Consider the following 23,173-nt stretch of genomic DNA (forward strand, 5'->3'; position numbering starts at 1 on the left):
CATCAGGGCGCGGCGAGCGCCTCCGCCACCGCCGCGGCGTCGAAGCCATGCAGGCCCAGCACGACCAGCTGGCCAGAACGCGCCTCGCCCGGCGCCCAGGCGCGATCGAAATGATGGCCGACACGCTGGCCCACCGCCTGCACCAGCAGCCGCATCGGCTTGCCGGCAACGGCGGCGAAGCCCTTGGCGCGCAGCACGCCGGGCACGGCGCAGGCGGCGGCGACGCGCTGTGCCAGGGCGGTGGCATCGGTCACTTCGGGCAGCGGCAGGACCACGGAGGCGAAATCCTCGTGGTCGTGGTCCTCCTCATTGTCGTGATGGGTGCGGCGGGCCTCGATCTCGGCCTCGGTGGCGAGGCCCAGGCCCAGCAGCAGCGCCGGCGAGATGCGGCCAGACTGTGCCTCCAGCACGCCAATGGGCCGCGGCAGGGCGGCGCCCAGCGCGGCGCGGGCGCGGGCCAGCCCGGCCTCGTCCAGCAGGTCGGCCTTGGTCAGCACGATCAAATCGGCGCAGGCCACCTGGTCCTCGAAGACCTCCTCCACCGGGTCGTCATGGTCGAGCGAGGGGTCGGCGGCGCGCTGGGCGGCCAGCGCCGCCTCGTCATGCGCGACGCGCCCCTCGGCCAGTGCGGCGCCATCCACCACCGCCACCACGCCATCCACCGTCACCCGGCCCTTGATGGCGGGCCAATGGAAGGCCTGCACCAGCGGCTTGGGCAGAGCGAGGCCCGAGGTCTCGATCAGGATGTGGTCGGGCCGCGGCTCGCGGGCCAGCAGCGCGTCCAGCGTGGGCACGAAGTCATCGGCCACGGTGCAGCAGATGCAGCCATTGGCGAGTTCCACGATATCGGCCTCGGCGCAGGCCTCGACGCCGCAGCCGCGGAGGATTTCGGCGTCCATACCGATGTCGCCGAATTCGTTCACGATGACGGCCAACCGCCGCCCGCCCGGGTTCTCCAGCAGATGCCGGATCAGCGTGGTCTTCCCCGCGCCGAGGAAGCCCGTGACGATGGTGCAGGGGGTCTTGTCCAGGCTGGTGCTCATGGCGCGCTCTCCGCGGGGGTGAAGTCGAAGGGGGGATGCGCGCGATCATCTGGCGTTTCAGGATTTCGGGGCGGGACTTCCAGGGCATGGTGCCGTCCTCGGAGGCGCCGAGCAGGGCCGCGCCTGCATGCAGCGCCTCAGGCGAGCCTTCCTGCTCCAGCTTGCCGAAGATGTAGCTCCAGCCACCCGGCCGGACGAGCGCCGCCGAAGGTCCGCGCGAGCAGTTGGACAGGCATTTCACGAATTGCACGCGGTGCGGGCCGGCCGCGGCCACGGCCTCGCCCAGGGCGGCGCCGGCGCGGGGGGCGTCGGGCGCATCGCCCTCGCGCTTGCAGCTCGTGCAGACGAAGATCACGACGTCGGAGGACACGCGCGGATGCTCCGGCCCCAACGACAGGGCAAAGGGGTGCATCCAGGGCGCGCGCGCACGCCCCTGCCGGAATGGCCCTGCGCCGAGGCACCCCGCCCGGCGCATTCTGTGTTCGAGGGCAGGTCTCCTGGCTCACGGATCACCGCGGGGCATCGTCTTCCCGGGCCCCATCTCGCGATGGGTTCGCCCAGTGACATGTGATGCCCGCTCACCGTTCACAGTTGCGGGGGCAGCTCCGGCCTCGGGCGCATGGCCCGCTCCGGATTCCCTTTTCATCCCCGTCCCCGGGGAACCTTCGAACGGGGCTATCAAGCGGAGTGACGCGGGGCGTGTCAATGACGCTGTCCTGGGGCATGATCACGCGGTGAACAGCCTGACATTGATCCTGGGGGGCGCGCGTTCGGGCAAGAGCCGGCGCGCGGAGGCCCTCCTCACCGCCCTGCCCCCGCCCTGGACCTATATCGCCACCGCCGAGGCCTTCGACGCCGAGATGGAAGCGCGAATCGCGGCCCATCGCGCCCGCCGGGCCGAGGGCTGGGAGACGCTTGACGCCCCGCGTGACCTGCCCGAGGCGCTGCGGCGCGCCGGCCCGCCCGTGCTGGTGGATTGCCTGACGTTGTGGCTGTCCAACCTGATGCTGGCCGAGGCGGATCTCGGCGGGGCGACGGATGCCCTTGAGGCGGCACTGCGCGCCCGCACGGGGTCGGTGGTGCTGGTCTCGAACGAGGTGGGCCAGGGCATCGTGCCCGCCACCCCGCTCGGCCGCCGCTTCCGCGATGCCCAAGGCGTACTGAACCAACGCATGGCGGCACTCGCCGACCAGGTGGAGCTGGTGGTGGCCGGCATCCCGCTCAGGGTGAAGCCATGAGTGACGAGGAAGCGCGCCACCGCGCCAAGATGGCCGCGCGCAAGGCCGTGCAGGACGCCGAGGTGGCGTCCAAGACCATCACGGAAAAGGGCCTGCTGATCGTCCACACGGGCCCGGGCAAGGGCAAGTCCACCGCCGCCTTCGGCCTCGCGCTGCGGATGCTGGGCGCGGGCGGGCGCGTGGGCGTGGTGCAGTTCATCAAGGGCGCCTGGGAGACGGGCGAGCGCGCGGCCCTGACCCAGTTCGGCGACCGCGTGCGCTGGCATTCCATGGGCGAGGGCTTCACCTGGGAAACCCAGGACCGCGCGCGCGACGTGGCCGCCGCGACCCGCGCCTGGGAGATGGCGCGGGCGATGCTGGTAGACCCGGCGCTGGACCTGGTGCTGCTGGACGAGTTGAACATCGCCCTGCGCTATGACTACCTGCCGCTGGAGGCTGTGCTGGCGGACCTCGCCGCACGGCGGCCACTGCTGCACGTGGTCGTCACCGGCCGCAACGCGAAGCCCGCGCTGATCGAGGCGGCGGACCTCGTCACCGAGATGGGCGCCGTGAAGCACCACTTCGCCGCGGGCGTGAAGGCGCAGAAGGGCATCGAGTTCTGATGTCGCTGGCACTCATGTTCCAGGGCACGGGCTCGGATGTCGGCAAGTCGCTCATCGTGGCGGGGCTGGCGCGCGCCTTCACCCGGCGCGGCCTGCGCGTGCGGCCGTTCAAGCCGCAGAACATGAGCAACAACGCGGCCGTCACGGCCGATGGCGGCGAGATCGGCCGCGCCCAGGCCTTGCAGGCGCGCGCCGCTGGCGTGGCGCCCTCGGTGCATATGAACCCCGTGCTGCTCAAGCCGCAAAGCCAGGTGGGCGCGCAGATCATCGTGCAGGGGCGCGTGGTGGGGCAGGCGCGGGCGGCGGAATATCAGCGCCTCAAGCCCGGCTTCATGGCCGCGGTGCTGGACAGTTTTTCCCGTATGCGCGCCGAGGCCGATATCGTCCTGGTCGAGGGTGCCGGCAGTGCGGCCGAGGTCAATCTCCGCGCCAATGACATTGCCAATATGGGTTTCGCGCGTGCGGCGGATGTGCCCGTGGTGCTGATCGGCGACATTGACCGTGGCGGCGTCATCGCGTCCCTGGTCGGCACCCATGCGGTGCTGGAACCCGCGGATGCGGCGATGATCGGCGGCTTTCTCGTCAACCGCTTTCGTGGTGACCCTTCGCTGTTCGCCGATGGCATGGCGCTGATCGCGGCACGCACGGGCTGGGCGGCGCTGGGCCTCGTGCCGCATCTGCCCGATGCCGCGAAGCTGCCGGCCGAGGATGCGCTGGCGCTGGACCATCCGCTGGCGCGCAAGCCAGGGGCCAAGCTGCGCGTGGCCGTGCCCGTGCTGCCCGCGATCGCCAATTTCGACGACCTGGACCCGCTGATCGCGGAGCCCGAAGTGGAAGTCATCCGCGTGCGCCCCGGCCAGGCCCTGCCGGGCGACGCGCATCTCGTCATCATCCCCGGCTCCAAATCCACCCTGGCCGACCTGCGCGCGCTGCGCGCGGCGGGGTTCGACGTGGACATCGCCGCGCATCTGCGGCGCGGGGGGCATGTGCTGGGGCTCTGCGGCGGCTACCAGATGCTGGGCCAGAGCGTGGCGGACCCCGAGGGCGTCGAAGGCCCGCCCGGCAGCGCGTCGGGTCTCGGGCTGCTCGCCGTGGACACGGTGCTGTCGGGCGAGAAGCGCCTGGTGCCGGTGCGCGGCCACAGCCATGACGGCGCGGCGCTCTCCGGCTACGAAATGCATATGGGCCGTACCGATGGCCCCGCACGCGCCCGCGCCTTCGCCACGCTGGAGGATGGCGGCGCGGAGGGCGCCGTTTCGCCCGATGGGCGCGTCACCGGCACCTACATCCACGGGCTGTTCGGCGCCACGGCGCAGCGCGCCGCCTGGCTCGCCCGCTTCGACGCCGGCGCCCCGCGCCTGGACCATGAGGCGGAGGTCGAGGCGGCGCTCGATGCGCTGGCCGCGCATCTGGAGGCGCATCTTGATTTCGACGCGCTGCTCAGGCTTGCAGCGCGAGGAAGGCCAGGGCCAGCAGCGTGATGAGGAGGGCATCCGCCACCCGGTAGAGGCGCAGCGCGGCGCGGATGTCGGCGGCACTGGCCTCACGCCGCCCATCGCCCATGAGGGCATCCTCCACCAGCACGCCGCCATAGCGGCGTGGACCCGCCAGCGCGAGGCCGAGCGCACCCGCCATCGCGGCCTCCGGCCAGCCGGCATTGGGCGAGCGGTGGCGCCTCGCGTCGCGCCACATGGCGCGCCAGGCACCGCGCGCATCCATCCCCGGCAGCAGCGCCGCGGCGGCGATGAGGGCCAGCCCCGTCAGGCGCGAGGCCGGAAGGTTCAGCACATCGTCGCAGCGGGCGGAGGCCCAGCCGAAGGCCTCGTGCCGGGCGGTGCGGTGGCCGATCATGCTGTCGGCGGTGTTGACGGCCTTGTAGATGGCCGCCCCCGGCAGCCCGCCGATCGCCAGCCAGAAACCGGGCGCGGTGACGCCGTCGGAGAAATTCTCCGCGAGGCTCTCGATGGCCGCGCGCGCCACACCCGCCTCGTCCAGCGACAGCGGGTCGCGGCCCACGATATGCGAGACGGCCTCGCGCCCCGCCTCCAGCCCGCCCTGTTCCAGCGCGGCGGCCACGCGCGCCACATGCTCATGCAGGCTGCGCTGGGCCAGCAGGCTACTGGCGATCAGCGCCAGCACCAGCAGGCCCAGGGGCAGCGCCAGCAGTGCCCATTGCAGCGCGAGGCCCACGCCACCCGCCACCAGCACCAGCACGAGCAGCGCCACGACTCCCGCCGCGCGCCGCGCGGCGAAGCTGCGCGCCGCCTGGTTCCAGCCGCGATCCATGGCCGCGATGAGCCGGCCAATCCAGATGACGGGGTGGCCGATGCGGTCCACCACGCGCTGCGGGTAGCCGATGGCCGCCTCGATCAGCAGCGCGAGAAGGGCAAGCCCCGTCACGCCAGCGCCGCCGCCAGCCGGGCAAGGCCGGCCTCATCGGGCGGCAGGCCGAGGCGCAGACGGTCGGGCCAATGAGGAAATTCGCGGACCAGGATGCCGGCGCGGCCCAGCCGTGCGCCCGTGCCGGGGGGTGCCACCACGAAGCGGAACAGCGGCGTGCCGCCCAGCACGGTGAGCCCTGCGGCCGCCACCACCGCATCGAGGCGCCCCGCCGCCGCGCGCAGATGTTCGCGCTGCGCCGCCGCCCAGGCGTCGTCGGCCAGCGCCGCCAACCCCGCATGCAGCGCCGGCCCCGCCACGCACCAGGGGCCGAGCAGCGCCTCCAGCCGCGCCGCGATGGCCTCGGGCGCCACGGCGAAGCCCAGACGCACGCCCGCAAGGCCATGGAATTTGCCGAAGGAGCGCAGCACCACCACCCCGCCGCCAGGCACCAGCGGCAGGGCGGTCGGCAAGTCCGGCGCGGCATCCAGGAAGGCTTCGTCCACCACCAGCAGCCCGTCCGTTGCGCGCTGGGTGGCGGCCAGGGCCTCCAGCACGGCGAAGGGCAGCACGCGGCCCGTGGGGTTGTCGGGGTTCACCACCGTCATGACCGTGGCCGGCGTCAACGCTTCCAAGACCGGCACCTCCCGCACCGCATGCCCGGCCAGGGCGGCGGCGCGGGCGTGCTCGGCATAGGTGGGGCCCAGGATGCGCGCCTCGCCCGGCGGGCGCAGCGCCGCGATCATGGGCAGCAGGATTTGCGTGCCAGGGGCCGCCACCACCCGCGCGCCCGCCGGCACGCCCCAGCGCCGCGCGGCCAGGGCGCAGAGCGCGGCATGGTCGGCGGGTTCGGGCAGGCGTGTCAGGGCTTCCGGCGGCAGGGGCGGCAGCGGATAGGCGCGCGGCGCGATGCCGGTGGAGAGATCCAGAAATGGCTCCGGCGCCCCCGGAAAGCGCCGCCGCGCGGCATCCAGATTGCCACCATGCGGCACGGCCGAGCCGTCAATGTTATTGAATACCATCACACACACGCCGTGCGGTCAGGCCTCCACCGCGGCCCGGGTGCAATCGGGGCAGGTGCCGACCAGTTCCACCACGCTGCGCTCCACCGCATAGCCGCTGCCATCGGCCGCGACTCCCAGCACAGCTGCCAGCGCCGCATCCTCCAGGTCATTCACCGCGCCGCAACCCCGGCAGACGGCGAAGGCGCTGGGGTGGGCGTGGTCGTCATAGGGGGCGGGCGTGCAGCCGCAGCTCGGCCGCGCGCTGACGGCGGAAGTGTAGGCGTTCAGGCTCTCGATACGGTGGATCAGCCCGGCCTCGCGCAGCGCGTCCAGCGCGCGGTACACCGTCTGCGGCCCACGGATACCCTCGGGGCGCAGGCGTTCCAGCACCTCATAGGCGGTGAGCGCGCGACCGGTCGCGGCGCGCAGCACGCCCATCACCAGCGCCTGGTTGCGCGACAGCGGCGGCGCGGCGGCGCTGGCGAAAAACTCGCCGCGCGCCGAGGCGGAAAGCGAACGCGGAAAGGGGATGCTCTTGCACATGATGTGATCTTATCACAGGATCGGCCGGATGGCACCGCAGTTTAACCCCGATCAGCACCCGGAGGGCAGCCTCTCCCCGAATGCGGGCCGAGGTTCCGTCTGGCCCGACCACGCCGCGCGCTTCTACGCGCGGGCGCTGGACCGCTCCGACTACGGCGCGGCCATCGCGGGCGCCCTGCGCGGCGAGGCGCCGGAAAGCCTGCTCGACATCGGCGCCGGAGCCGGCCACCCGGTCCTGCCCTGGCTGCCGGCCAGCGCGGCCTGGACCGCGCTGGAGCCCAATCGCTACCTGCGCGCCCGGCTGGGACGGCTGCGGCGGACGGGCCGTCCCGCCCTGCGCCCGCTGAACGCCTGCTGGGAAGCCCTGCCCGAACTGGGCCTCGCCCCGCACCACTGGGCCTTCGCCGCCAATATCGGCGGCACGCTCCAGGCACCGCGGACCCTGCTCGGCCACATGCGGGCGCTCGCGCGGGCGCGGGTGGCCTGGGTGGTGCCGGCCCAGCACGGCCCGCGCCGCTGGTGCCTGGCCGGTGCCCTGCCCGCCACCCTGCATGGCGAGGACGAAACACCCGCCCTGCGCGGCGTGCTGGCCGCCCTGGGTCCGGACCAGCCGCACGACATCCGCCTCGCCCCCTGGACCTTCCGCGCGCGCTTCGAGGGGCTCGACGCCGCCACGCGCTATTGCGCGGCGCAGTTGGCGCTGCCGCCCGCCGCCTGCCGCGCCGCGGTGGAGGCGGCCGCCCGCCCCCTGCCCTGCGGCGGCGTCGAACTCGCCGCGCCCAAGGTCTCGGCCCTTCTTCTCTGGAATCTCTGAACCGATGCGACAGCTTCTCCTCACCGGCTCGGCGCTGGCCGTGCTGGGCCTGCCCGCCACCTCCCTCCGCGCGCAGGGCACGGGGCCCGAGGTGCGACTGCCCCCCATGGCCAGCCTCGACGAGGTGGTGGTGACGGCGACCCGCCGCCCGGAGCCGCGTTCCTCCCTCGCCGGCACCGTGCAGGTGATTGACGAAGCCACCATCCGCAACAGCACCGCCCAGAACCTGACCGACCTGCTGGCCGAGAACGCGGTCGGCTTCTTCAGCGAATGGACGCCGGCGCAGACCAGCATCAACATCCGCGGCGGCGCCACCGACGGCCAGGGGCGTGACTTCCGCAGCCAGGTGCTGGTGCTGGTGAACGGGCGGCGCGCGGGCACGGCCAACCTGTCGAAGCTCAGCCCCTCCGAAGTGGCTCGCATCGAGGTGATCCGCGGCCCGGCCAGCGTGGTCTATGGCAGCCAGGCGCTCGGCGGCGTCATCAACCTGATCCTGCGGGACGGGGTGAACTCACCGGGCGGGCGGGCGGAAATCCGCGGCGGCTCCTGGGGTCTGGTCGAAGGCCGCGCGGGCTATGGCGGCGCGCTGGAGGGCGCGGGCGTGGACTACTATCTGGGCTTCGCGGGCGGACGGCGCGATTCCTACCGCGCGGGCGGCGGGGGCGAACAGGCGGGCACGCAATGGAACCGGCTGGGGGCGCTGGGCGCGCTCGGCGTGCAGACCGGGCTGGGGCGTGTGGGCGTGACGGCGCGCACCGATGGCCTCTACGGCGCCGGCTTCCGTGGTTCCTCCTGGAACACCACCAACCGCGACGACCGCAGCAACGCCTCCCTGGACGTGACACTGGATGGCGGCACGGAGGATGGCCGTTATCGCTGGTTCGGCCAGTTCTACGCGGTGCGCGACGTGGACCATTTCCGCTGGCGCTCGCCCGTCCAGCGGGGCGGCACCGGCCTGCCGGTGATCGGCACCGACGCGGACCGCAACCACCGCACGCTGGACATATTGGGCCTGCGCCTGCAGCCCTCCATGCGGCTCTGGCAGGGGGCGGAGCTGGTGACGGGGCTGGACCTGGAGCATTCCACCCTGCGCTCCACCCGCTGGCGCGTGGGGTTGCCGGGCAGCGGCATCACCACCCAGGTGCCGCCCTATGACAATGACCAGACGGAGCGGACGCTGGGCCTCTTCGCCGAATTGTCTCAGCGCCTGTGGGATGACCGGCTGACGCTGCGCGGCGGCGTGCGCCGGACCTGGGGCGAGACCCAGGTGGACGCAACCCCCAACCTGCCGGCGCTGCGCCTGCGGAGCGCGGATTACGAGGCGACCACCTGGTCGGCCGGCGCCAGCCTGCGCGTGGCGGAGGGCGCCGTGCTGCGCGCCAATGCCGCGACGGGGTTCCGCGCGCCCACGGCCACCGACCTCGCGGCGGATTTCACCGCGCTGGGCGGCGGGCGCGTCTTCGGCAACCCGAACCTGCGCCCCGAGACCAGCACGCAATATGAACTCGGTGCCGCCCTGTTCCGCCCCGGCTGGCGCGCCGATGTGGCGCTGTTCCAGAACACCATCCAGGACCGCATCACGACCCGCGCGCGGCCCGGCGTGGCCAATACCTCGGACTATGTGAACAACCCCGGCGACATCCTGGTGCGCGGGCTGGAGGTGCAGTTCCAGGCCGACATGGCGCGCGCCTTCGGCATCCAGGGCTGGCGCTGGACGGCCTTCGCCAATGCGTCCTGGAACTTCGACATGATCGACGAGGGCGCGCGCCTCGGCCCCACGGTCAACACGCGCACGGCGCAGCGCATGTATCGCTACCAGGCGGCCATCGGCACCACGGTGGGGCAGGCGCGCTGGGATGTCTCGGTGCTGGGCATCCTGCGCGGCCCCGTCCACTACGACACCGAGGAGAACCTGCTGATCCCGGCGGCCGAGCCCTTCCGCGAATACATCCACCGCAAGGGCCCCTTCTGGGTGTGGAATTTGCGCGGCAGCTTCCAGCCCCTGCCGGAGCAGGCGCCGGGCTTGCGGATCTTCGGCGCCATCAACAACCTGTTCGACGTGAACAACCACGCGCTCTTCATCGCGACGGCGGGGCAGCCCTTCCTGGGCGATGCGCGCCTGTCCAATGGCGGGCTCGGCAATTCGATGCCGGGGCGGGAGTTCACGGCCGGGATGCGCGTCACATTCTGACGCTGCCACGCCGCGCGCTGCTGGCCGCGCCATTGCTGGCGCCATCGGTTGCGCGCGCAACCTCCTGGCCGCGCGCGGTGACGGACGGGCTGGGGCGGCGCGTCGTCCTCGCGCGGCCGCCGCGGCGGATCGTGGCCATCTTCGCCTCCAACACCGAGATGCTGGCGGCCATCGGCGCGCTGGACCGTGTGGTGGGCGTCGAAGCCTACACACGCTTCCCGCCAGAGGTGCAGGGGCTGCCGCTGGTGGGCGGGCGGCTCGGCTTCTCGGCCGAGGCCATTGCGCGGCTGGAGGCGGACCTGGTGGTGATGACGCCCGCCCGCAACGCCGCCCATGCGCTGACCGAGCCCATGTCGCGCATCGGCGTGCCCACTCTGGTGGTGACGCATCGCGACCTGCCGCAGATCTTCGCCAATTTGCGTCTGCTGGGAATGGCCACGGGGCAGGAGACGGTGGCGGAGGCGCTGGTGGCGCGGCTGGAAGCGCGGCTCGACGCCGTGCGAATGCGGCTGGCGGGGCGTGCGCCCGTGCGGGTCTTCATGGAGACCTCCAGCACCGGGCGCGGCGTGTTTGGCACCATCCGCCCCGGCAGCTACTCCTTCGACGCGGTGCGGCTGGCAGGCGGCGAGAGCGTGTTTCCCGATGTCTCGCCGAACGGCCCGCCGCTTGTCTCCGGCGAGGCCATCCTGCGCGCGGATCCCGACTTCTATCTGGTGGCGGGCCGGCCCGATCAGGCGGCCGAGGTGCCGCACCGTACCGGCTTCGCGGCGCTGTCGGCCGTGCGTGGTGGCCGTGTGCATGTGGTCAGCCGCGCGCAATTCCTCATCCCCGGGCCGCGCGTGGTGGATGGGGTGGAGAACCTGGCGCGGCTGCTGCATGGGGAAGCGGCATGATCGCCTGGCTGCTGCCGCCGCTCGGCCTGCTGGCGGGGCTGATGCTGGGGGCGGTGACGCTGACGCCGGCCGAGGCGCTGTCCCTGCTGGCCGATCCCGTGCAGCCCCTGGGGCAATTGCTGTGGCAATGGCGCCTCCCGCGCGTGCTGGCGGCAGGCTGCGTGGGGGCGCTGCTGGCGCTGGGTGGCGCGGTGTTCCAGGGCGTGTTCCGCAACCCGCTCGCGGAGCCCTATCTGCTGGGCAGCGCGGGCGGGGCGGCCGTGGGCGCCACGGTGGCGCTGCTGGTGGCGCTGCCGTTGCCGCAATGGCTGGCCTTGCCGCTGCTGGCCTTCTGCGGCGCCTGGGGGGCCACCTGGCTGGTGCTGGCACTGGCGCGGCTGGCGGATGGCACCTCCATCGCCGCGCTGCTGCTGGCGGGCGTGGCGGTGGCGGCGCTGCTGGGGGCGGTGCGCTCCTTCCTGATGCTGGCGCTCTCTGACGAGACGGTCAGCCTGCAGGCCGTGCTGGCCTGGGCGCTGGGGGGCGTGCAGACGCCCTCCTGGCGCGAGCTGGCGGTGCTGGCCGCGTTGACGGCGGCGGCGCTGGGGCTGTGCCTCGCTTTGGCGCGGGGGCTCGACCTGTTGGGGTTGGGCGAGGCGGTGGCGGAATCCTTCGGATTGCCGGTGCGGCGCTTCGTGGCGCTGGCCGTGCTGGCGGGCGCCTTCGTGGTGGCGGTCAGCGTGGTGTGGGGCGGGCTGGTGGGTTTCGTGGGGCTGATGGCGCCGCACCTGGCGCGCTGGACGTCGGGGCCGCTGCACCGGGGGCTATTGCCGCGCGCGGCGGCCATCGGCGCGGGGCTGGCCATGTTGTGTGATGGCGCGGCACGCGCCCTGCTGCCGCCGGCGGAAATCCCGCTCGGCCTCGTCACGGCCGCCATCGGCGCGCCCTTCTTCCTGCTGGTGCTGGCGCGGGAGGCGCGGCGTGGCTGAGGCGGCGCTCAGCCTGCGGGGCCTGGGCTACTGCGCCGGCGCGGCAACACTGGTCGAGGACGTGTCCTTCGACCTGCATCCTGGCGAGGTGCTGGGCCTCATCGGCCCCAACGGCGCGGGCAAGACCACGCTGCTGCGCCTGATGGCCGGGCTGCTGCGCCCCGCCGCGGGAGAGGTGCGCCTGCACGGCCGCCCCCTGCCCGCCTGGCCGGCACGGGAGCGTGCGCGGCGCATGGGCTACCTGCCGCAGCATTTCGCGCCGCACTGGGACTACACGGCGCGCGAATTGCTGCGCCTGGGGCTGGAGCGGGGCGGCAGCGCCGCGGGGCTGGAGGAGGTGGCCACCCTGCATGGCGTGGCGGGGCTGCTGGCGCGGCGCTGGTCCAGCCTCTCCGGCGGGGAGAGGGCGCGCGTATTGGCCGCCTCGGTGCTGGCCACGCGGCCCGGCGTGGTGCTGGCCGACGAGGCGACGGCGGCGCTGGATGTGGGGCAGTCCCTCGCCCTCATGCGGCGGCTGCGCGCGGCGGCGCGGGAGGGGGCGGCGGTGGCCGTGGTGGTGCATGACCTGAACCTGGCGCTGGCCGGCTGCGACCGCCTGGCGCTGCTGCACCAGGGACGCCTGCGCGCGCTGGAAGCGGCGGCGGCCCTGGCCGAGGATGCGCGGCTGGACGCCGCCTTCGGCGTGGAGTTCGTCCGGGTGCGGACGGAGGGGGGCCTGTTGCTGTCCGCGCGCGGCGGAGGCTGAGGCGCCCCGCCTAGCTCGCCGCCACGTGGTCGGCCATCGCGGCATGCCGCGTGCCCATCGGCTTGTCGGGCGCGTCCGTCGTGTCGCGGGCCGTCTGGTGCTCCATCTCGGCGTTCAGCTCGCCGCCCAGAAGGATGACCAGGGCCGAGAGCCAGATCCAGGTCATGAAGCCCATCACGGCGCCGAGCGAGCCATAGGTCTCGTTGAAGGTGCCGAAATTCGAGACATACCAGGAGAAGGCCGCCGAGCCGGCCAGCCAGGCCACCGAGGCGAAGGCGCTGCCCCAGCTCACCCAGCGCCATTTCGCGTTCGCCCGGCTCGGCCCCCAGCGATAGAGGCAGGCCAGCACCAGCCCGACCATGAGCAGCAGCAAGGGCCAGCGCCCGTAGCGCAGCAGGGTCTCCGCCGTGCTGCCCATCCCCACCATGCCCAGCACCACCGGCACCGCGACCACGCCCATCATGGTTAGGATGGCGAAGAGGATAAGGCAGAGGGTGAAGGCCAGCGTCACGGCCGTGAACTTGACGAAGCTGCGCTTCTCGCGCTCCTCGTAGACGATGTTCAGCGCGTCGAACATCGCCTTCGCCGCCTGGTTGGAGGACCAGAGCGAGATGAGCAGGCCTACCACCGCGCCGAAGCCCAGCGTGCCGCCGGCGGTCTCGGTCACGCGCGTCACCTGTTCCTCGATGATCTGCATGCCGCCTTCGGGGACGAAGCCGGCCAGCGCGGAGAGATGCCCCTGGATGGTCGCGGGGTCCGTCCACAGCGCGTAGAGCGAGGCCAGGGCCGCCAGCGCCGGGAACAGCGCCAGCAGGGTGTAGAAGGTGATGGCGGCGGCCTCCATCATCAGCCGGTCCTCATTGGCCTGCTGCGCGGTGCGCTTCAGGATTTGCCACCAGCCGCGCGGGGGGATGTCGGACGGGTTCCGCGCCGCGCCGCCGGAGCCGGCGGGCTGGTGGGCCATCCTCTGCGGCGCGATCGGCTGGCGTGGGGATGACGTGAGGGAACTCTTCGCGCCCAGCGCCAGAATCGCCGCCAGCGCGGCGCCGCCCAGGAGCCAGTCGCCCCGTCGCGCGCCACGCTCATCCTCATATCGCTCCCAGCCCGCCATGCCGAACCCCTGCCTTGCCTGCGAAGCCAACGCCGGAGGGCGGCCCGGGTGGCGCGTGGAGGTCGGATTTCATGGGCTGATGCGGATGTTTTTGGGCGAGGCGTGGAACATCAGCGCCTTAACCGCGCGTGACGGCCCGAGCCGGTGGCGGCGCCGGTCTCCGCCGGCAACCCTGCCCGTCACACCTGCGTGCGCACGAACTGCGCCCGCAGATGCTCGCCCGAGGTGGTGGGAGCGAACTTCGGCACCTCGCCCTCGGGCACGGTGCCGGGCAGGGCCGCCACCGGCGCGTCGTAGTTCGGGTTGTGGAAGAAGACGAGCGAAAGGCGCCGGCTGCCCGCCACGAGTTCCGCCGGCGGGTTCACCACGCGGTGCAATGTCGCCTTCCATTGGCCATTGGTCCAGCGCGCCATCAACTCGCCGATGTTGATGATGTAGCTGTCGGGCGCAATGGGCACGTCCACCCATTCTCCCGCGCGGTTCAGCACCTGCAGGCCGCCGGGCTTGTCCTCGGCGCGCAGAATGGTGAGGGAGCCATAGTCGGCATGGGCGCCCGCTCGCAACTGGCCGGGCTTTGGCGGCACCTTCGGCGCGGGATAGTTGCGCACGCGCAGGCGGCTGATGTGGTGGTTGATCTTGGCGGCGAAGAAATCCTCTTCCAGGTCCAGCGCGAGCGCGAACATGGCCATGAGGTCCTCGGCCAGCGCGCCCATCGCCCGAAAGTATTCCTCATAGAGGGCGCGCAGTTCGGGCGGGTTCTCAGGCCAGAGGTTCGGGTGGAAGTGCTTCCCGGCGGCGGGGCCGTGGAAATACGCGGTGTCCGGCACGTCCACCGGGCCGATCATCAGGCTCTCGTTCAGGTCGCCCGGTACGTCCACGCCCTGGCTGCGGCCCACGCTCTCGGCCTCCAGCGGGATGTAGCCGCGCGTGACGTCCGGTGCCGGGCGCAGAACGCGGTTCTTCTCCGCCGCGTCCAGGTCGAAGAAGGCGTTGGACGCGGCCTGCACCTTCGCGATCAGCCCCGGATCCACGCCATGGCCCGTGATGACGAGAAAGCCGATGTCATGGATGGCGCGGCCCACCTCGGCCGCGATGGCGCGCTTCGTGGCGGGATCGCCGCCGTGGAAGGGCGCGACGTTGATGACGGGGACGTTCAGCAGCATGGCAGTCTTTCTACAGGTCCAGTTCGGTGGCGAGGTCGGAGAACAGGAAGCCGGCGAGCCGCGCATCCTGGCCCGGGGCTGCGAAGAGCAGCGCTCCAACCGGCATGCCGGCATCGAGCCCCGCGCGCAGGCTCGCGACGGGCCCGCCAAGCGCCGTGGTGGGGATGACGAAGGAAGGGTCGCCGGTGGTGCCATCGGCGGGCGCGACATCCGGCGCGGCGGGCATCAGCAGCGCGTCATTGTCGCCGAAGTCGGCCCAGAAGGCGCGCCGCATCCGCGCCAGGTCACGAAGGGCGGCGTGGTACTCGGAATCGCTCATCGCCAGGCCGGTGGCGATGTCCGCGGCGAGACGCGGCGAAATGCGGTCCATCGGCAGGCGCGCATGGGTGCGTCCGGCCTCGGCCAGCAGGACCTGGCGGTGGGCGAGGAGCAGGGCCTCGAGCGGGACAGGCGTCCGGGCCTCCACCACCTCCAGCCCCGCTGATTTCAGCGTGGCGGCAAACGCGTCCACGCGGGCCGCCGTGCCCAGGGCCGTCATGCGGGCCAGCATGTCGTCGCGCAGCACCACCACGCGCGGGCGGGTGGGCTGCGCGCCCGGCAGGCCGAGGTGATCCGCGGCGAAGCCAGCCGCAAGGAAGGCCGCGTCCTGTGCCGTCTGACCGAAGGCGCCCATGGTGTCGAAGCTCGGCGCCAGGGGCACCACCCCCACGCCGCCGATGGACAGCGTGGAGGGCTTGAACGCCCCCGTGCCGGTATAGGCGGCGGGCCGGTTCACGCTGCCCGCCGTCTGCGTGCCCAGCGCCAGCGGCACCATGCCGGATGCCACCGCGGCGCCCGATCCGGCCGAGGAGCCGCCCGGCGTGCGCGCCGGATCCCAAGGATTCCGGGTGGGCGGGACAGGGGCGAAATAGGCGTATTCGGTGGTGTGCACCTTGCCCAGCACCACGGCGCCCGCCGCCCGGAGATGGGCCACCACGGTGGCATCCGCCGTGGCGGGCGGCGCATCGGCGCGGGAGAGGCTGTTGGCGCGGGTGGGCAGGCCCCGCACGTCGATCACATCCTTCACCGCGATGGGAATGCCGTGCAGGGGGCCGCGCCTCGTGGCTTCGCGGTCGAGCGCGCGGGCCTGGGCCAGCGCGCCCTCGGCCAGCACATGCAGCCAGGCCTGCACCTCCCCATCCACGGCGGCGATGCGGTCGAGGCAGCGTTGCACCAGCGCTTCGGAGGTCAGTTCGCCGCGCGCCATGGCGGCGCCGAGGTCGCGCACCCGGCCGGGGTCCTGAACCAGCTTGTTCATGCGCGCAGCTCCGCGCGGCGCGCCTCGGTGGCGGCGATGTCCACGGCGAGCGTCTCATCCTCGATCTCGCCGGTGAAGACCACGCCATAGACGTCGCGCGCCTTCTCGCGGCTCTCCCAGCCCTCCAGCACATCGTGCAGCACACGGTCCGGGCCGCGGTCCAGCGGATTGCCATAGCCGCCGCCCGAGCTGTCGCGGCCGCGCAGCGCCTGGCCCTTCTGCAGCGAGACCTGGACCACATTGGGCAGGCGCGCGGCATCGCCATTCTCGCCCACGAGCCAGGTCTTGCCGGCGGTGCCGTCATGCCCGCCCACCACACCGCGCGGCGGCGCGTGCTGGCCGTCGCAGGAAATGACGGCGGTGACGGGATTGCCGGTGGCCGCCAGCTCGATCTGCTGCGCCGGCGCGCCGCGATGCCGCCCCGCGCCGGAGCTGTCCGGCACGATCTCCAGGCTGTTCACGCGGATGGGGTGCTTGAGTTCATCCACCTCCACGCTGTCGCGGTACATGAGGCCGGCGATGACGGGGATGGCGTAGTTCACCCAGCCATCGGCCACCGGAGAGGCCGGGCCGCCATTGGTGGAAAGCATCATCCGGTTCACGAAGGGCGCGTCGCCGCGGCGATGATCCTTGCCGGAAATCACCGCCATGCCGGCGCCGAGGCCGGTGCCGCCCTCGCTCAGCCCATGCCCGTCACCAAGCTGCGCGAAGGCGGATTGGGTGACGTTCACCAGCCGTTCGGACACGTTGGTGGTGCCCATGGAACAGGAGTGCGGGAATTTCGGCGCGGCCACCACGCTCTCTTCCGCATATTTGAACGTCAGCCGCCGGAAGCTGCCGGCATTTCGGGGGAGATCCTTGTCCAGCGCGTTGAAGATGGCGCCGACCACGGCGGAGGTCGCCGCACCCAGCGAGGTGTTCAACCCCACATCCACGCAGGGCGGGTTGTCGGAAAGGTCCACATGGATCATCGCCGCGTCGGGGTCGATTTCGATCTTGACCGTGAGTTCCAGGCCGCCCGGAAGGATACCCTCCAGCGGGTCCGACCTTCCTTTATTCACCAGCTTCGCGCGTGGCATGCGGCGGATGTTCTCGACCATGCGGCGCTCGGAGTAGTCAAACCACTCGGCCATGAAATTCTTCACGGTGGCCACGCCGTATTTCGCGCAGAACTCCTCCAGCCGGCGCTCGGCCACGCGCGCGGAACCGAGGCCCGCCAGGTAGTCGCCATACCATTGGTCCGGCACGCGGATGCGCGCCCGGCACATCCGCACGATGTCCTCGATGTTCTTGAAATCGCGCTGGATGCGCACGCCCGGGAAGACCAGCGCGCCCTCGTGGTACACATCACGCGCCAGCACGAAATAGCTCGACGGAATGGAGTTGCCGATATCCGCCATGTGGCACTTCGCCACCGAGGTGAAGAGGTGCTCGCCCTCGAAGAAGATGGGCACCATGAAGGTGTGGTCGGCCGGGTGGGTGTTGCCGCCGTAAGGGTCGTTGTCGAGATAGGCATCGCCACGCCGGATGTCGCCCGCATGATAGCGGCGCATGTTGGCCGTCTGGATGTGGCAGCCGAAGATGTGCACGGGCAGGCCTTCGGCCGGCGCCAGCAGCTGGTCATCGCCCGTGACCAGGCAGCAGGAGAAATCCCGCGCCGAGGAAATCACGGCCGAACGCGCGGCGCGCAGCAGGGTGTTCGTCATTTCGCGCACGATGCCGTCGAGCCGATTGGCCATGACGGAGAGCAGGACGGGATCCATCATCGGTTCCTCCTCACGCGCAATGCAGGATGTAGTTGCCGGCGGCGGAGAGTTCCGCCGACAGGCCGGGATAGACCACGATGGTGGTGGTCGGTTCCTCGATGATGGCCGGCCCCGCGATCTGCGCCCCAGGTTGCAGCGTGGCACCCCGGTAGATGGGCGTGGGGGCGCGCCCCGTCTCGGTGAAGTAGCAGGGGCGGTGGGTGGCGGGTTCGGGCTTGTGCGGCGTCGCCACGACGTCGGGCGGCGGCGGCGGCGCGAAGAGGCTGATGGACATGCGCCCCTTCCAGTTCACGAATTCCACCGGGCTGCCTTCGTCACGCACCGCGTAGACGCGCTCATGCGCCTGGTGGAAGGCCTCGGCGAGGCCGGCGACATCGGCCGCGGTGATGCGGTTGACGGGCAGGCGCGTGTCCAGTTCCCAGACCTGCGCGCGGTAGCGGGCCTCGACCACGAGCTCGACGCTGGCTTCCGCGCCATCCGCGCCCTGCAGGCCGCGGCGGAAGGCGGCGAGTTCGGCCTCGATCTCCTCCAGCGCGCGGTTCACGCCGGCAATGTCGAAGCCCGTGCTGTCGGTGAAGCGGCTGCGCGTCGCCTCGAACACGATGGCGCTGTACTGCATTCCGCAGGCCGACAGCGCCGAGGCCAGGCGCGGCAGCACCACCGTCGCACACCCCAGTTCCTGCGCGATGGGCATGATGTTGAAGCCCGCGGCGCCGCCGCCCGCCACGATCACGCTCTCGCGCGGGTTCAGGCCTTCGTTCACCGTGATTTCGCCGATGGCCTTGATCATCAGCTCGTTCGCGATGGTCATGATGGCCGCCGCCGTCTGGTCCGGTGTGCGGCCGATTTCGCCCGCGAGCCGCGTGATGACGCGGGCCGCCGCGTCCGCGTCCAGCGCCAGCCGCCCGCCGTTGAAGTAGGCAGGGTCGATGTAGCCCAGGAAAAGCGCCGCGTCGGACACGGTGGGCTGGTCGCCGCCGCGCCCATAGCAGGCCGGCCCGGGCGTGGAGCCGGCTGATTGCGGCCCCACCCGCAGCAGCCCGCCCGCATCAAGCCAGGCGATGGAACCGCCGCCCGCGCCGATGGACCGCACGTCCACGGTGGAAGTGCCGATGATGTCGCCCAGCCAGCGCTGCCCCAGCCAGGCGTCGCGCGTGTAGACAAGGCCGCCGTCGCGCACCAGGCCCACGTCGAAGGTGGTGCCGCCGGTGTCGCAGACGATGGCGTTGCCGCCCAGACGCTCCACCGCGCAGGCGGCGCGTCCCGCCACGGGCGCCATGGCCGGGCCCGATTTCAGCGTGTGGATGGGCCGCGCGATCAGTTCCTCCACCGCCTGGCAACCGCCCACGGAGGTGCTGACCAGCAGGTCGCCCGTGAAGCCCGCCCCGCGCAGATCGGAGGCCATCTCGCCCAGGTGCTTCTGCATCAGCGGCTTCAACGAGGCATCGATGGCGGTGGCGGAAGCGCGCCGGTATTCGCGCAGGATGGGCACCAGCTGGTGCGACAGCGTGTAGGGCACGCCCGGCATCATCTCGTCCAGCAGCGCGCCCAGTCGCAGCTCATGCGCGGGCTCGGCGATGGACCACAGCAGCGAGACGGCAACGGCCTCCACGCGCCGCGCCTTCAGCGTCTCGATCACCTGGCGCGCCTGGGCTTCGTCGAAGGGGATCACGACCTCGCCCTCGGCGCTGATGCGCTCCGTGATCTCGAAGGAGAGGCGGCGCGGGATGTAGGGATCGGGGTAGTCGTAGCTGTAGTCGTGCGGACCGTGCTTGCCGCCTTCCTTGAGGGTCAGCGTATCGCGGAAGCCGCGCGTCGTCAGGAAGGCGGTACGCGCCGTGCGCTTCGTCACCACGGCATTGGTGGCGCGCGTGGTGCCGTAGATCAGGATTGCCGCCTCCGCGAGCAGCGTGCCCAGGCTGATGCCCAGATCAGCGGCAACCACCGAAAGCGCACCCTTCATTCCTTCGAAGATCCGGTCGGGCGTGGTGAGGGATTTGCCGATATGCAGCGTCCCGGCATCATCAAGCACGACGATGTCGGTGAAAGTTCCCCCGGTATCCACGGAAATCCGATACGCCATGCCGCTTTCCTTTGGACCAATGCCTGTCTTTCGCGATGGTGCATCGGGCCCGGGGGCTGGCAAGCCGGTCCCATGTGGGAATCACACGCTCTCAAACATTGGGTGAAAACGGGATGAGCGAAGACGTCTATGCGGCGCGCGGCTATGGCGCGAAGGGGGTGGGCTTCGGTGAGAAGCCCGGCCTGGTGGTCGTGGATTTCCAGACGGGCTTCACCGATCCGGCCTTCCCCATGGGCGGCGCGCCGCTGGTGGATCGCGCGCTGGACAACACCGTGCGGCTGATGCGTGCGGCCAAGGCGGCGGGCGCGCCCATCATCGCCTGCGTCATCGCCTTCGACGGGCCTAAGGGGGCTCCGCACTGGAAGGTGCCGCCCGTGCTGGATCTGCTGGCCGGCACCACGGGCACCACGCTGGACCCGCGCATCGCCGCCGAGGGGCCGGACGTGGTGCTGACCAAGACGGCGCCATCGATCTTCTTCGGCACGGCCGCCGGCGCCATCCTGACGCGGGAGCGGGTGGATACGGTCATCGTCACCGGCTGCATCACTTCCGGCTGCGTGCGTGCCAGCATCATCGATGCCTTCTCGCTGGGCTTCCGCGTGCAGGTGCCAGAGGATTGCGTGGGCGACCAGGACCAGGCCGCCCATGACCAGAACATCAAGGATGTCGGCCGCCGCTATGCCGACATCACCACCGCCGATGCGATGATCGCGAAGCTGGAGGAATGGCGCACCAGCAACAGTCGCTGATCATTCGGCCGCCATCGGCATCTCCGCGGCCTTGATCGCGCGCCAGATGCGCGCGGGCGTGGCGGGCATGTCGATGTGCGTGATGCCATAGTCCGACAGCGCATCCACCACCGCGTTGATCACGGCCGCCGGGGCGCCGATGGAACCCACCTCGCCGCATCCCTTCACGCCCATGGGCGTGTCGGTGGAGGGGACGGGATGGTTCTTCATGGAATAGCTCGGCACATCATCGGCGCGCGGCATGCAGTAGTCCTGGAAGGAACCGCTGAGCATCTGCCCCGTCGCCGGGTCATAGACGCAGTGTTCCAGCAACGCCTGGCCGATGCCCTGGGTCACGCCGCCATGCAACTGCCCCTCGACGATCATCGGGTTGATGACGGTCCCCACATCATCCACGCCGACATAGTTCACCAGCGTGATGTGTCCGGTGTCAGGGTCGATCTCCACCTCGGCCACATGCGCGCCGCCCGGGAAGGAGAAGTTCACCGGGTCGTGGAACGCCTGTTCCTCCAGCCCGGGATCCAGCGTCTCCAGCGGATAGTCGTGCGGGACATAGGCGGCCAGCGCCACCTCCTGGAAGGACTTCCCGCGGTCGGTGCCGGCGACGGTGAAGCGGCCTTCGGAGAACTCGATGTCCACCTCGCTCGCCTCCAGCAGGTGGGCGGCGATCTTGCGACCCTTGGCGATGACGCGGTCCGACGCCTTTGCCAGCGCGGCCCCCCCACCACCAGAGAGCGCGAGCCGTAGGTGCCCATGCCGAACTGCACGCGGTCGGTGTCGCCGAACACGATGTCGATGTCCTCGAACTTCACGCCCAGCTTTTCCGCCACGATCTGCGCGAAGGTGGTCTCGTGCCCCTGGCCATGGCTGTGGGTGCCGATCAGCACCGTGACATGGCCGGTGGGGTGCACGCGCACGGTGGCACTCTCATACAGCCCGCCCCGGGCGCCCAACTGCCCCGCGATGCGCGAGGGTGCGAGGCCGCACGCCTCGATATAGGTGGACAGCCCCACGCCCAGAAGCTTGCCGCGCTGCTTCGCGATAGCCCGGCGTTGTGGAAAACCTTCCCAGTTCGCCAGCGCCAACGCACGGTCGAGGCAGCCCAAGGGGTCGCCGCTGTCGTACTTCATCATCACCGGCGTCTGGTAGGGGAAGGCGCTGCGGGCGATCATGTTGCGGCGGCGGATCTCGGCCTTGTCAATGCCCATCTCGATGGCCGCCATGTCCACCAGGCGCTCCACCACGAAGGTGGCCTCGGGGCGGCCCGCGCCGCGATAGGCATCCACCGGCACCGTGTTGGTGAAGGCCACCTTCACCTGGCAATGGATGGCGGGCGTCGTGTACACGCCCGCCAGCAGGGGCGCATAGAGGTTGGTGGGGATGTTCGGCCCGAAGGTCGAGATGTAGCCACCGATATTGCCGATGGTCAGCACCTTCATGCCGAGGAACTTCCCCTCGGCGTCCAGCGCCAGCGCGGCCTCGGTCACATGGTCGCGGCCATGGGCGTCGCTGATGAAGCCCTCGCTGCGCTCGCAAACCCATTTCAGCGCACGGCCAAGGCGCTTGGCCGCGAAGGTGATCACGGCCTCCTCCGCATAGTGGAACTGCTTCACGCCGAAGCCGCCGCCCACATCGGGGGCCACCACGCGCAGCTTGTGCTGCGGGATGTTGAGCACGAAATTGCCCATCAGCAGCCGCACCACATGCGGGAACTGGCTGGTGGTCCACAGCGTGTATTGGCCCGTGGTGGGTTCATATTCCGCGATGGCGGCGCGCGGCTCCATCGGGTTTCCCACCAGGCGGTTGTTCACCAGCTTGAGGCGCGTGACATGGGCGGCGCGGGCGAAGGCGGCATCGGTGGCCGCCGCGTCGCCGATGGACCAGTCGCAGCACAGATTTCCCGGCACATCGTCGAAAATCTGCGGCGCGCCGGGCGCGACGCTGCTTTCCAGGTCAACCGCCGCGGGCAGGGGTGAGTAGTCCACGGTGATGAGTTCCGCGGCGTCGCGCGCCTGGTGCGCCGTCTCGGCCACGACGAAGGCCACCGCGTCGCCCACGTAGCGCACCTTGCCGATGGCGAGCGCGGGGTGCGGCGGCTCCTTCATGGGCAGGCCATCGCTGCCGGTAATGCCCCAGCCGCAGGGCAGCCCGCCCACGCCGGCGGCGGCCAAATCCACCCCCGTGATCACGCCCAGCACGCCGGGTGCGGCCAGCGCCGCCGACACATCCAGCCCGTTCAACACGGCATGCGCGTGCGGCGAGCGCAGGAACACCCCATGCGCCATGCCCGGCCGCTGCATGTCGCCCACATAGTTCCCGCGGCCGGTGATGAAGCGGTGGTCCTCCTTCCGCCGAACCGATGACCCGATGCCGCTCTGCGCCATGCCTCATGTCCTCCCGTGGGACGCCAAGTGTTGACGAGCAACGGGCGGAATGGCGCGCAAAGAACAAGTCGTTCGGCCGACGAAGAACGTTTTTCGCACGCACTGAAGGCAATTTTGTGGGAAAAAGCACAAAATCTATGCATGACGTTGTCCGCATGCCGCCAGACCGCGCAGCTGATCCATTGCGGCGCGTTGCGGCC

At 71.3% G+C, this 23,173-nt stretch carries 18 protein-coding genes, 2 pseudogenes and 1 riboswitch; of the genes and pseudogenes, 9 read left to right on the plus strand and 11 right to left on the minus strand.

The features are described 5' to 3' along the window. Positions 1-2: 2 nt before the first annotated feature. A complete protein-coding gene (gene cobW, locus ICW72_RS07210) occupies positions 3-1,043 on the minus strand; it encodes a cobalamin biosynthesis protein CobW (RefSeq protein ID WP_191085581.1) in 1,041 nt (346 codons plus the stop codon). 40 nt (positions 1,044-1,083) lie between these two features. Further along, positions 1,084-1,518: pseudogene (locus tag ICW72_RS21290) on the minus strand (DUF1636 family protein); the annotation flags it as partial. Beyond that, positions 1,514-1,725: riboswitch (cobalamin riboswitch) on the minus strand. Its footprint overlaps the pseudogene before it by 5 nt. 52 nt (positions 1,726-1,777) lie before the next feature. Between ICW72_RS21290 and cobU the strand changes: the two are divergent. Genes cobU through ICW72_RS07230 form a run of 3 tightly spaced genes read left to right on the plus strand, consistent with a single transcriptional unit; the run spans position 1,778 to position 4,364 of the window. Further along, positions 1,778-2,281 carry a bifunctional adenosylcobinamide kinase/adenosylcobinamide-phosphate guanylyltransferase gene (gene cobU / locus ICW72_RS07220; RefSeq protein WP_223880887.1) on the plus strand — a complete coding sequence of 168 codons (504 nt, stop codon included), beginning with the start codon at positions 1,778-1,780 and terminating at the stop codon, positions 2,279-2,281. After that, on the plus strand, positions 2,278-2,883 hold the full coding sequence (gene cobO / locus ICW72_RS07225; protein WP_191085582.1) for a cob(I)yrinic acid a,c-diamide adenosyltransferase: 606 nt from the start codon (positions 2,278-2,280) through the stop codon (positions 2,881-2,883). The genes cobU and cobO overlap by 4 nt, the downstream gene beginning before the upstream one ends. Next, positions 2,883-4,364, plus strand: coding sequence for a cobyric acid synthase (locus ICW72_RS07230; RefSeq protein WP_223880888.1), 1,482 nt, complete (start codon positions 2,883-2,885; stop codon positions 4,362-4,364). Before cobO ends, ICW72_RS07230 begins: the two co-directional genes overlap by 1 nt. On the opposite strand, the gene cbiB is transcribed toward ICW72_RS07230, so the two are convergent. From cbiB to ICW72_RS07245, 3 genes are read right to left on the minus strand one after another with little or no spacing between them, the layout of a single operon-like run. Further along, positions 4,324-5,283, minus strand: coding sequence for an adenosylcobinamide-phosphate synthase CbiB (gene cbiB / locus ICW72_RS07235; RefSeq protein ID WP_191085583.1), 960 nt, complete (start codon positions 5,281-5,283; stop codon positions 4,324-4,326). The genes ICW72_RS07230 and cbiB overlap by 41 nt on opposite strands. Then, on the minus strand, positions 5,280-6,284 hold the full coding sequence (cobD, locus tag ICW72_RS07240) for a threonine-phosphate decarboxylase CobD (protein WP_191085584.1): 1,005 nt from the start codon (positions 6,282-6,284) through the stop codon (positions 5,280-5,282). The genes cbiB and cobD overlap by 4 nt, the downstream gene beginning before the upstream one ends. A gap of 18 nt (positions 6,285-6,302) precedes the next feature. Further along, positions 6,303-6,809: a Fur family transcriptional regulator gene (locus ICW72_RS07245; RefSeq protein ID WP_191085585.1), complete on the minus strand. Its 507-nt coding sequence runs from the start codon at positions 6,807-6,809 to the stop codon at positions 6,303-6,305. Between the two features lie 28 nt (positions 6,810-6,837). Here ICW72_RS07245 and ICW72_RS07250 point away from each other — a divergent pair, with 28 nt between their 5' ends. The 5 genes from ICW72_RS07250 to ICW72_RS07270 all read left to right on the plus strand — a co-directional run bounded on the left by ICW72_RS07250 (position 6,838) and on the right by ICW72_RS07270 (position 12,420). Further along, a complete protein-coding gene (locus tag ICW72_RS07250) occupies positions 6,838-7,623 on the plus strand; it encodes a hypothetical protein (RefSeq protein ID WP_191085586.1) in 786 nt (261 codons plus the stop codon). A gap of 4 nt (positions 7,624-7,627) precedes the next feature. Continuing rightward, positions 7,628-9,814, plus strand: coding sequence for a TonB-dependent receptor (locus tag ICW72_RS07255; protein ID WP_191085587.1), 2,187 nt, complete (start codon positions 7,628-7,630; stop codon positions 9,812-9,814). A gap of 77 nt (positions 9,815-9,891) precedes the next feature. Continuing rightward, entirely contained in the window at positions 9,892-10,707 is an 816-nt protein-coding gene (locus ICW72_RS07260; protein ID WP_223880889.1) for an ABC transporter substrate-binding protein, read from the plus strand. Then, on the plus strand, positions 10,704-11,675 hold the full coding sequence (locus tag ICW72_RS07265; protein WP_191085589.1) for a FecCD family ABC transporter permease: 972 nt from the start codon (positions 10,704-10,706) through the stop codon (positions 11,673-11,675). Before ICW72_RS07260 ends, ICW72_RS07265 begins: the two co-directional genes overlap by 4 nt. Then, on the plus strand, positions 11,668-12,420 hold the full coding sequence (locus ICW72_RS07270; protein ID WP_191085590.1) for an ABC transporter ATP-binding protein: 753 nt from the start codon (positions 11,668-11,670) through the stop codon (positions 12,418-12,420). Before ICW72_RS07265 ends, ICW72_RS07270 begins: the two co-directional genes overlap by 8 nt. Before the next feature lie 10 nt (positions 12,421-12,430). Here the strand turns inward: ICW72_RS07270 and ICW72_RS07275 are convergent, their stop codons facing one another. The 5 genes from ICW72_RS07275 to ICW72_RS07295 all read right to left on the minus strand — a co-directional run bounded on the left by ICW72_RS07275 (position 12,431) and on the right by ICW72_RS07295 (position 19,840). Then, entirely contained in the window at positions 12,431-13,531 is a 1,101-nt protein-coding gene (locus ICW72_RS07275; RefSeq protein ID WP_191085591.1) for a YihY/virulence factor BrkB family protein, read from the minus strand. 179 nt (positions 13,532-13,710) lie between these two features. Continuing rightward, on the minus strand, positions 13,711-14,694 hold the full coding sequence (locus ICW72_RS07280) for an isopenicillin N synthase family dioxygenase (protein WP_191085592.1): 984 nt from the start codon (positions 14,692-14,694) through the stop codon (positions 13,711-13,713). Positions 14,695-14,704: 10 nt separating this feature from the next. Beyond that, positions 14,705-15,991, minus strand: coding sequence for an amidase (locus ICW72_RS07285; RefSeq protein WP_191085593.1), 1,287 nt, complete (start codon positions 15,989-15,991; stop codon positions 14,705-14,707). Beyond that, on the minus strand, positions 15,988-17,757 hold the full coding sequence (locus ICW72_RS07290) for a hydantoinase B/oxoprolinase family protein (RefSeq protein WP_191085594.1): 1,770 nt from the start codon (positions 17,755-17,757) through the stop codon (positions 15,988-15,990). Before ICW72_RS07290 ends, ICW72_RS07285 begins: the two co-directional genes overlap by 4 nt. Positions 17,758-17,767: 10 nt before the next feature. Then, positions 17,768-19,840 (minus strand): hydantoinase/oxoprolinase family protein, encoded by a 2,073-nt coding sequence (locus ICW72_RS07295; RefSeq protein WP_191085595.1) that lies wholly within the window; start codon positions 19,838-19,840, stop codon positions 17,768-17,770. Positions 19,841-19,953: 113 nt separating this feature from the next. Between ICW72_RS07295 and ICW72_RS07300 the strand changes: the two genes are divergently transcribed. Next, complete coding sequence (locus ICW72_RS07300) at positions 19,954-20,589, plus strand: isochorismatase family protein (protein WP_191085596.1); 636 nt, start codon at positions 19,954-19,956, stop codon at positions 20,587-20,589. On the opposite strand, the pseudogene ICW72_RS07305 reads toward ICW72_RS07300, so the two are convergent. Then, a pseudogene (locus tag ICW72_RS07305) lies at positions 20,590-22,973 on the minus strand (xanthine dehydrogenase family protein molybdopterin-binding subunit). Positions 22,974-23,173: the final 200 nt, after the last annotated feature.

This window comes from Roseococcus microcysteis (assembly GCF_014764365.1).
GTDB classification, from domain to species: Bacteria; Pseudomonadota; Alphaproteobacteria; order Acetobacterales; family Acetobacteraceae; genus Roseococcus; species Roseococcus microcysteis.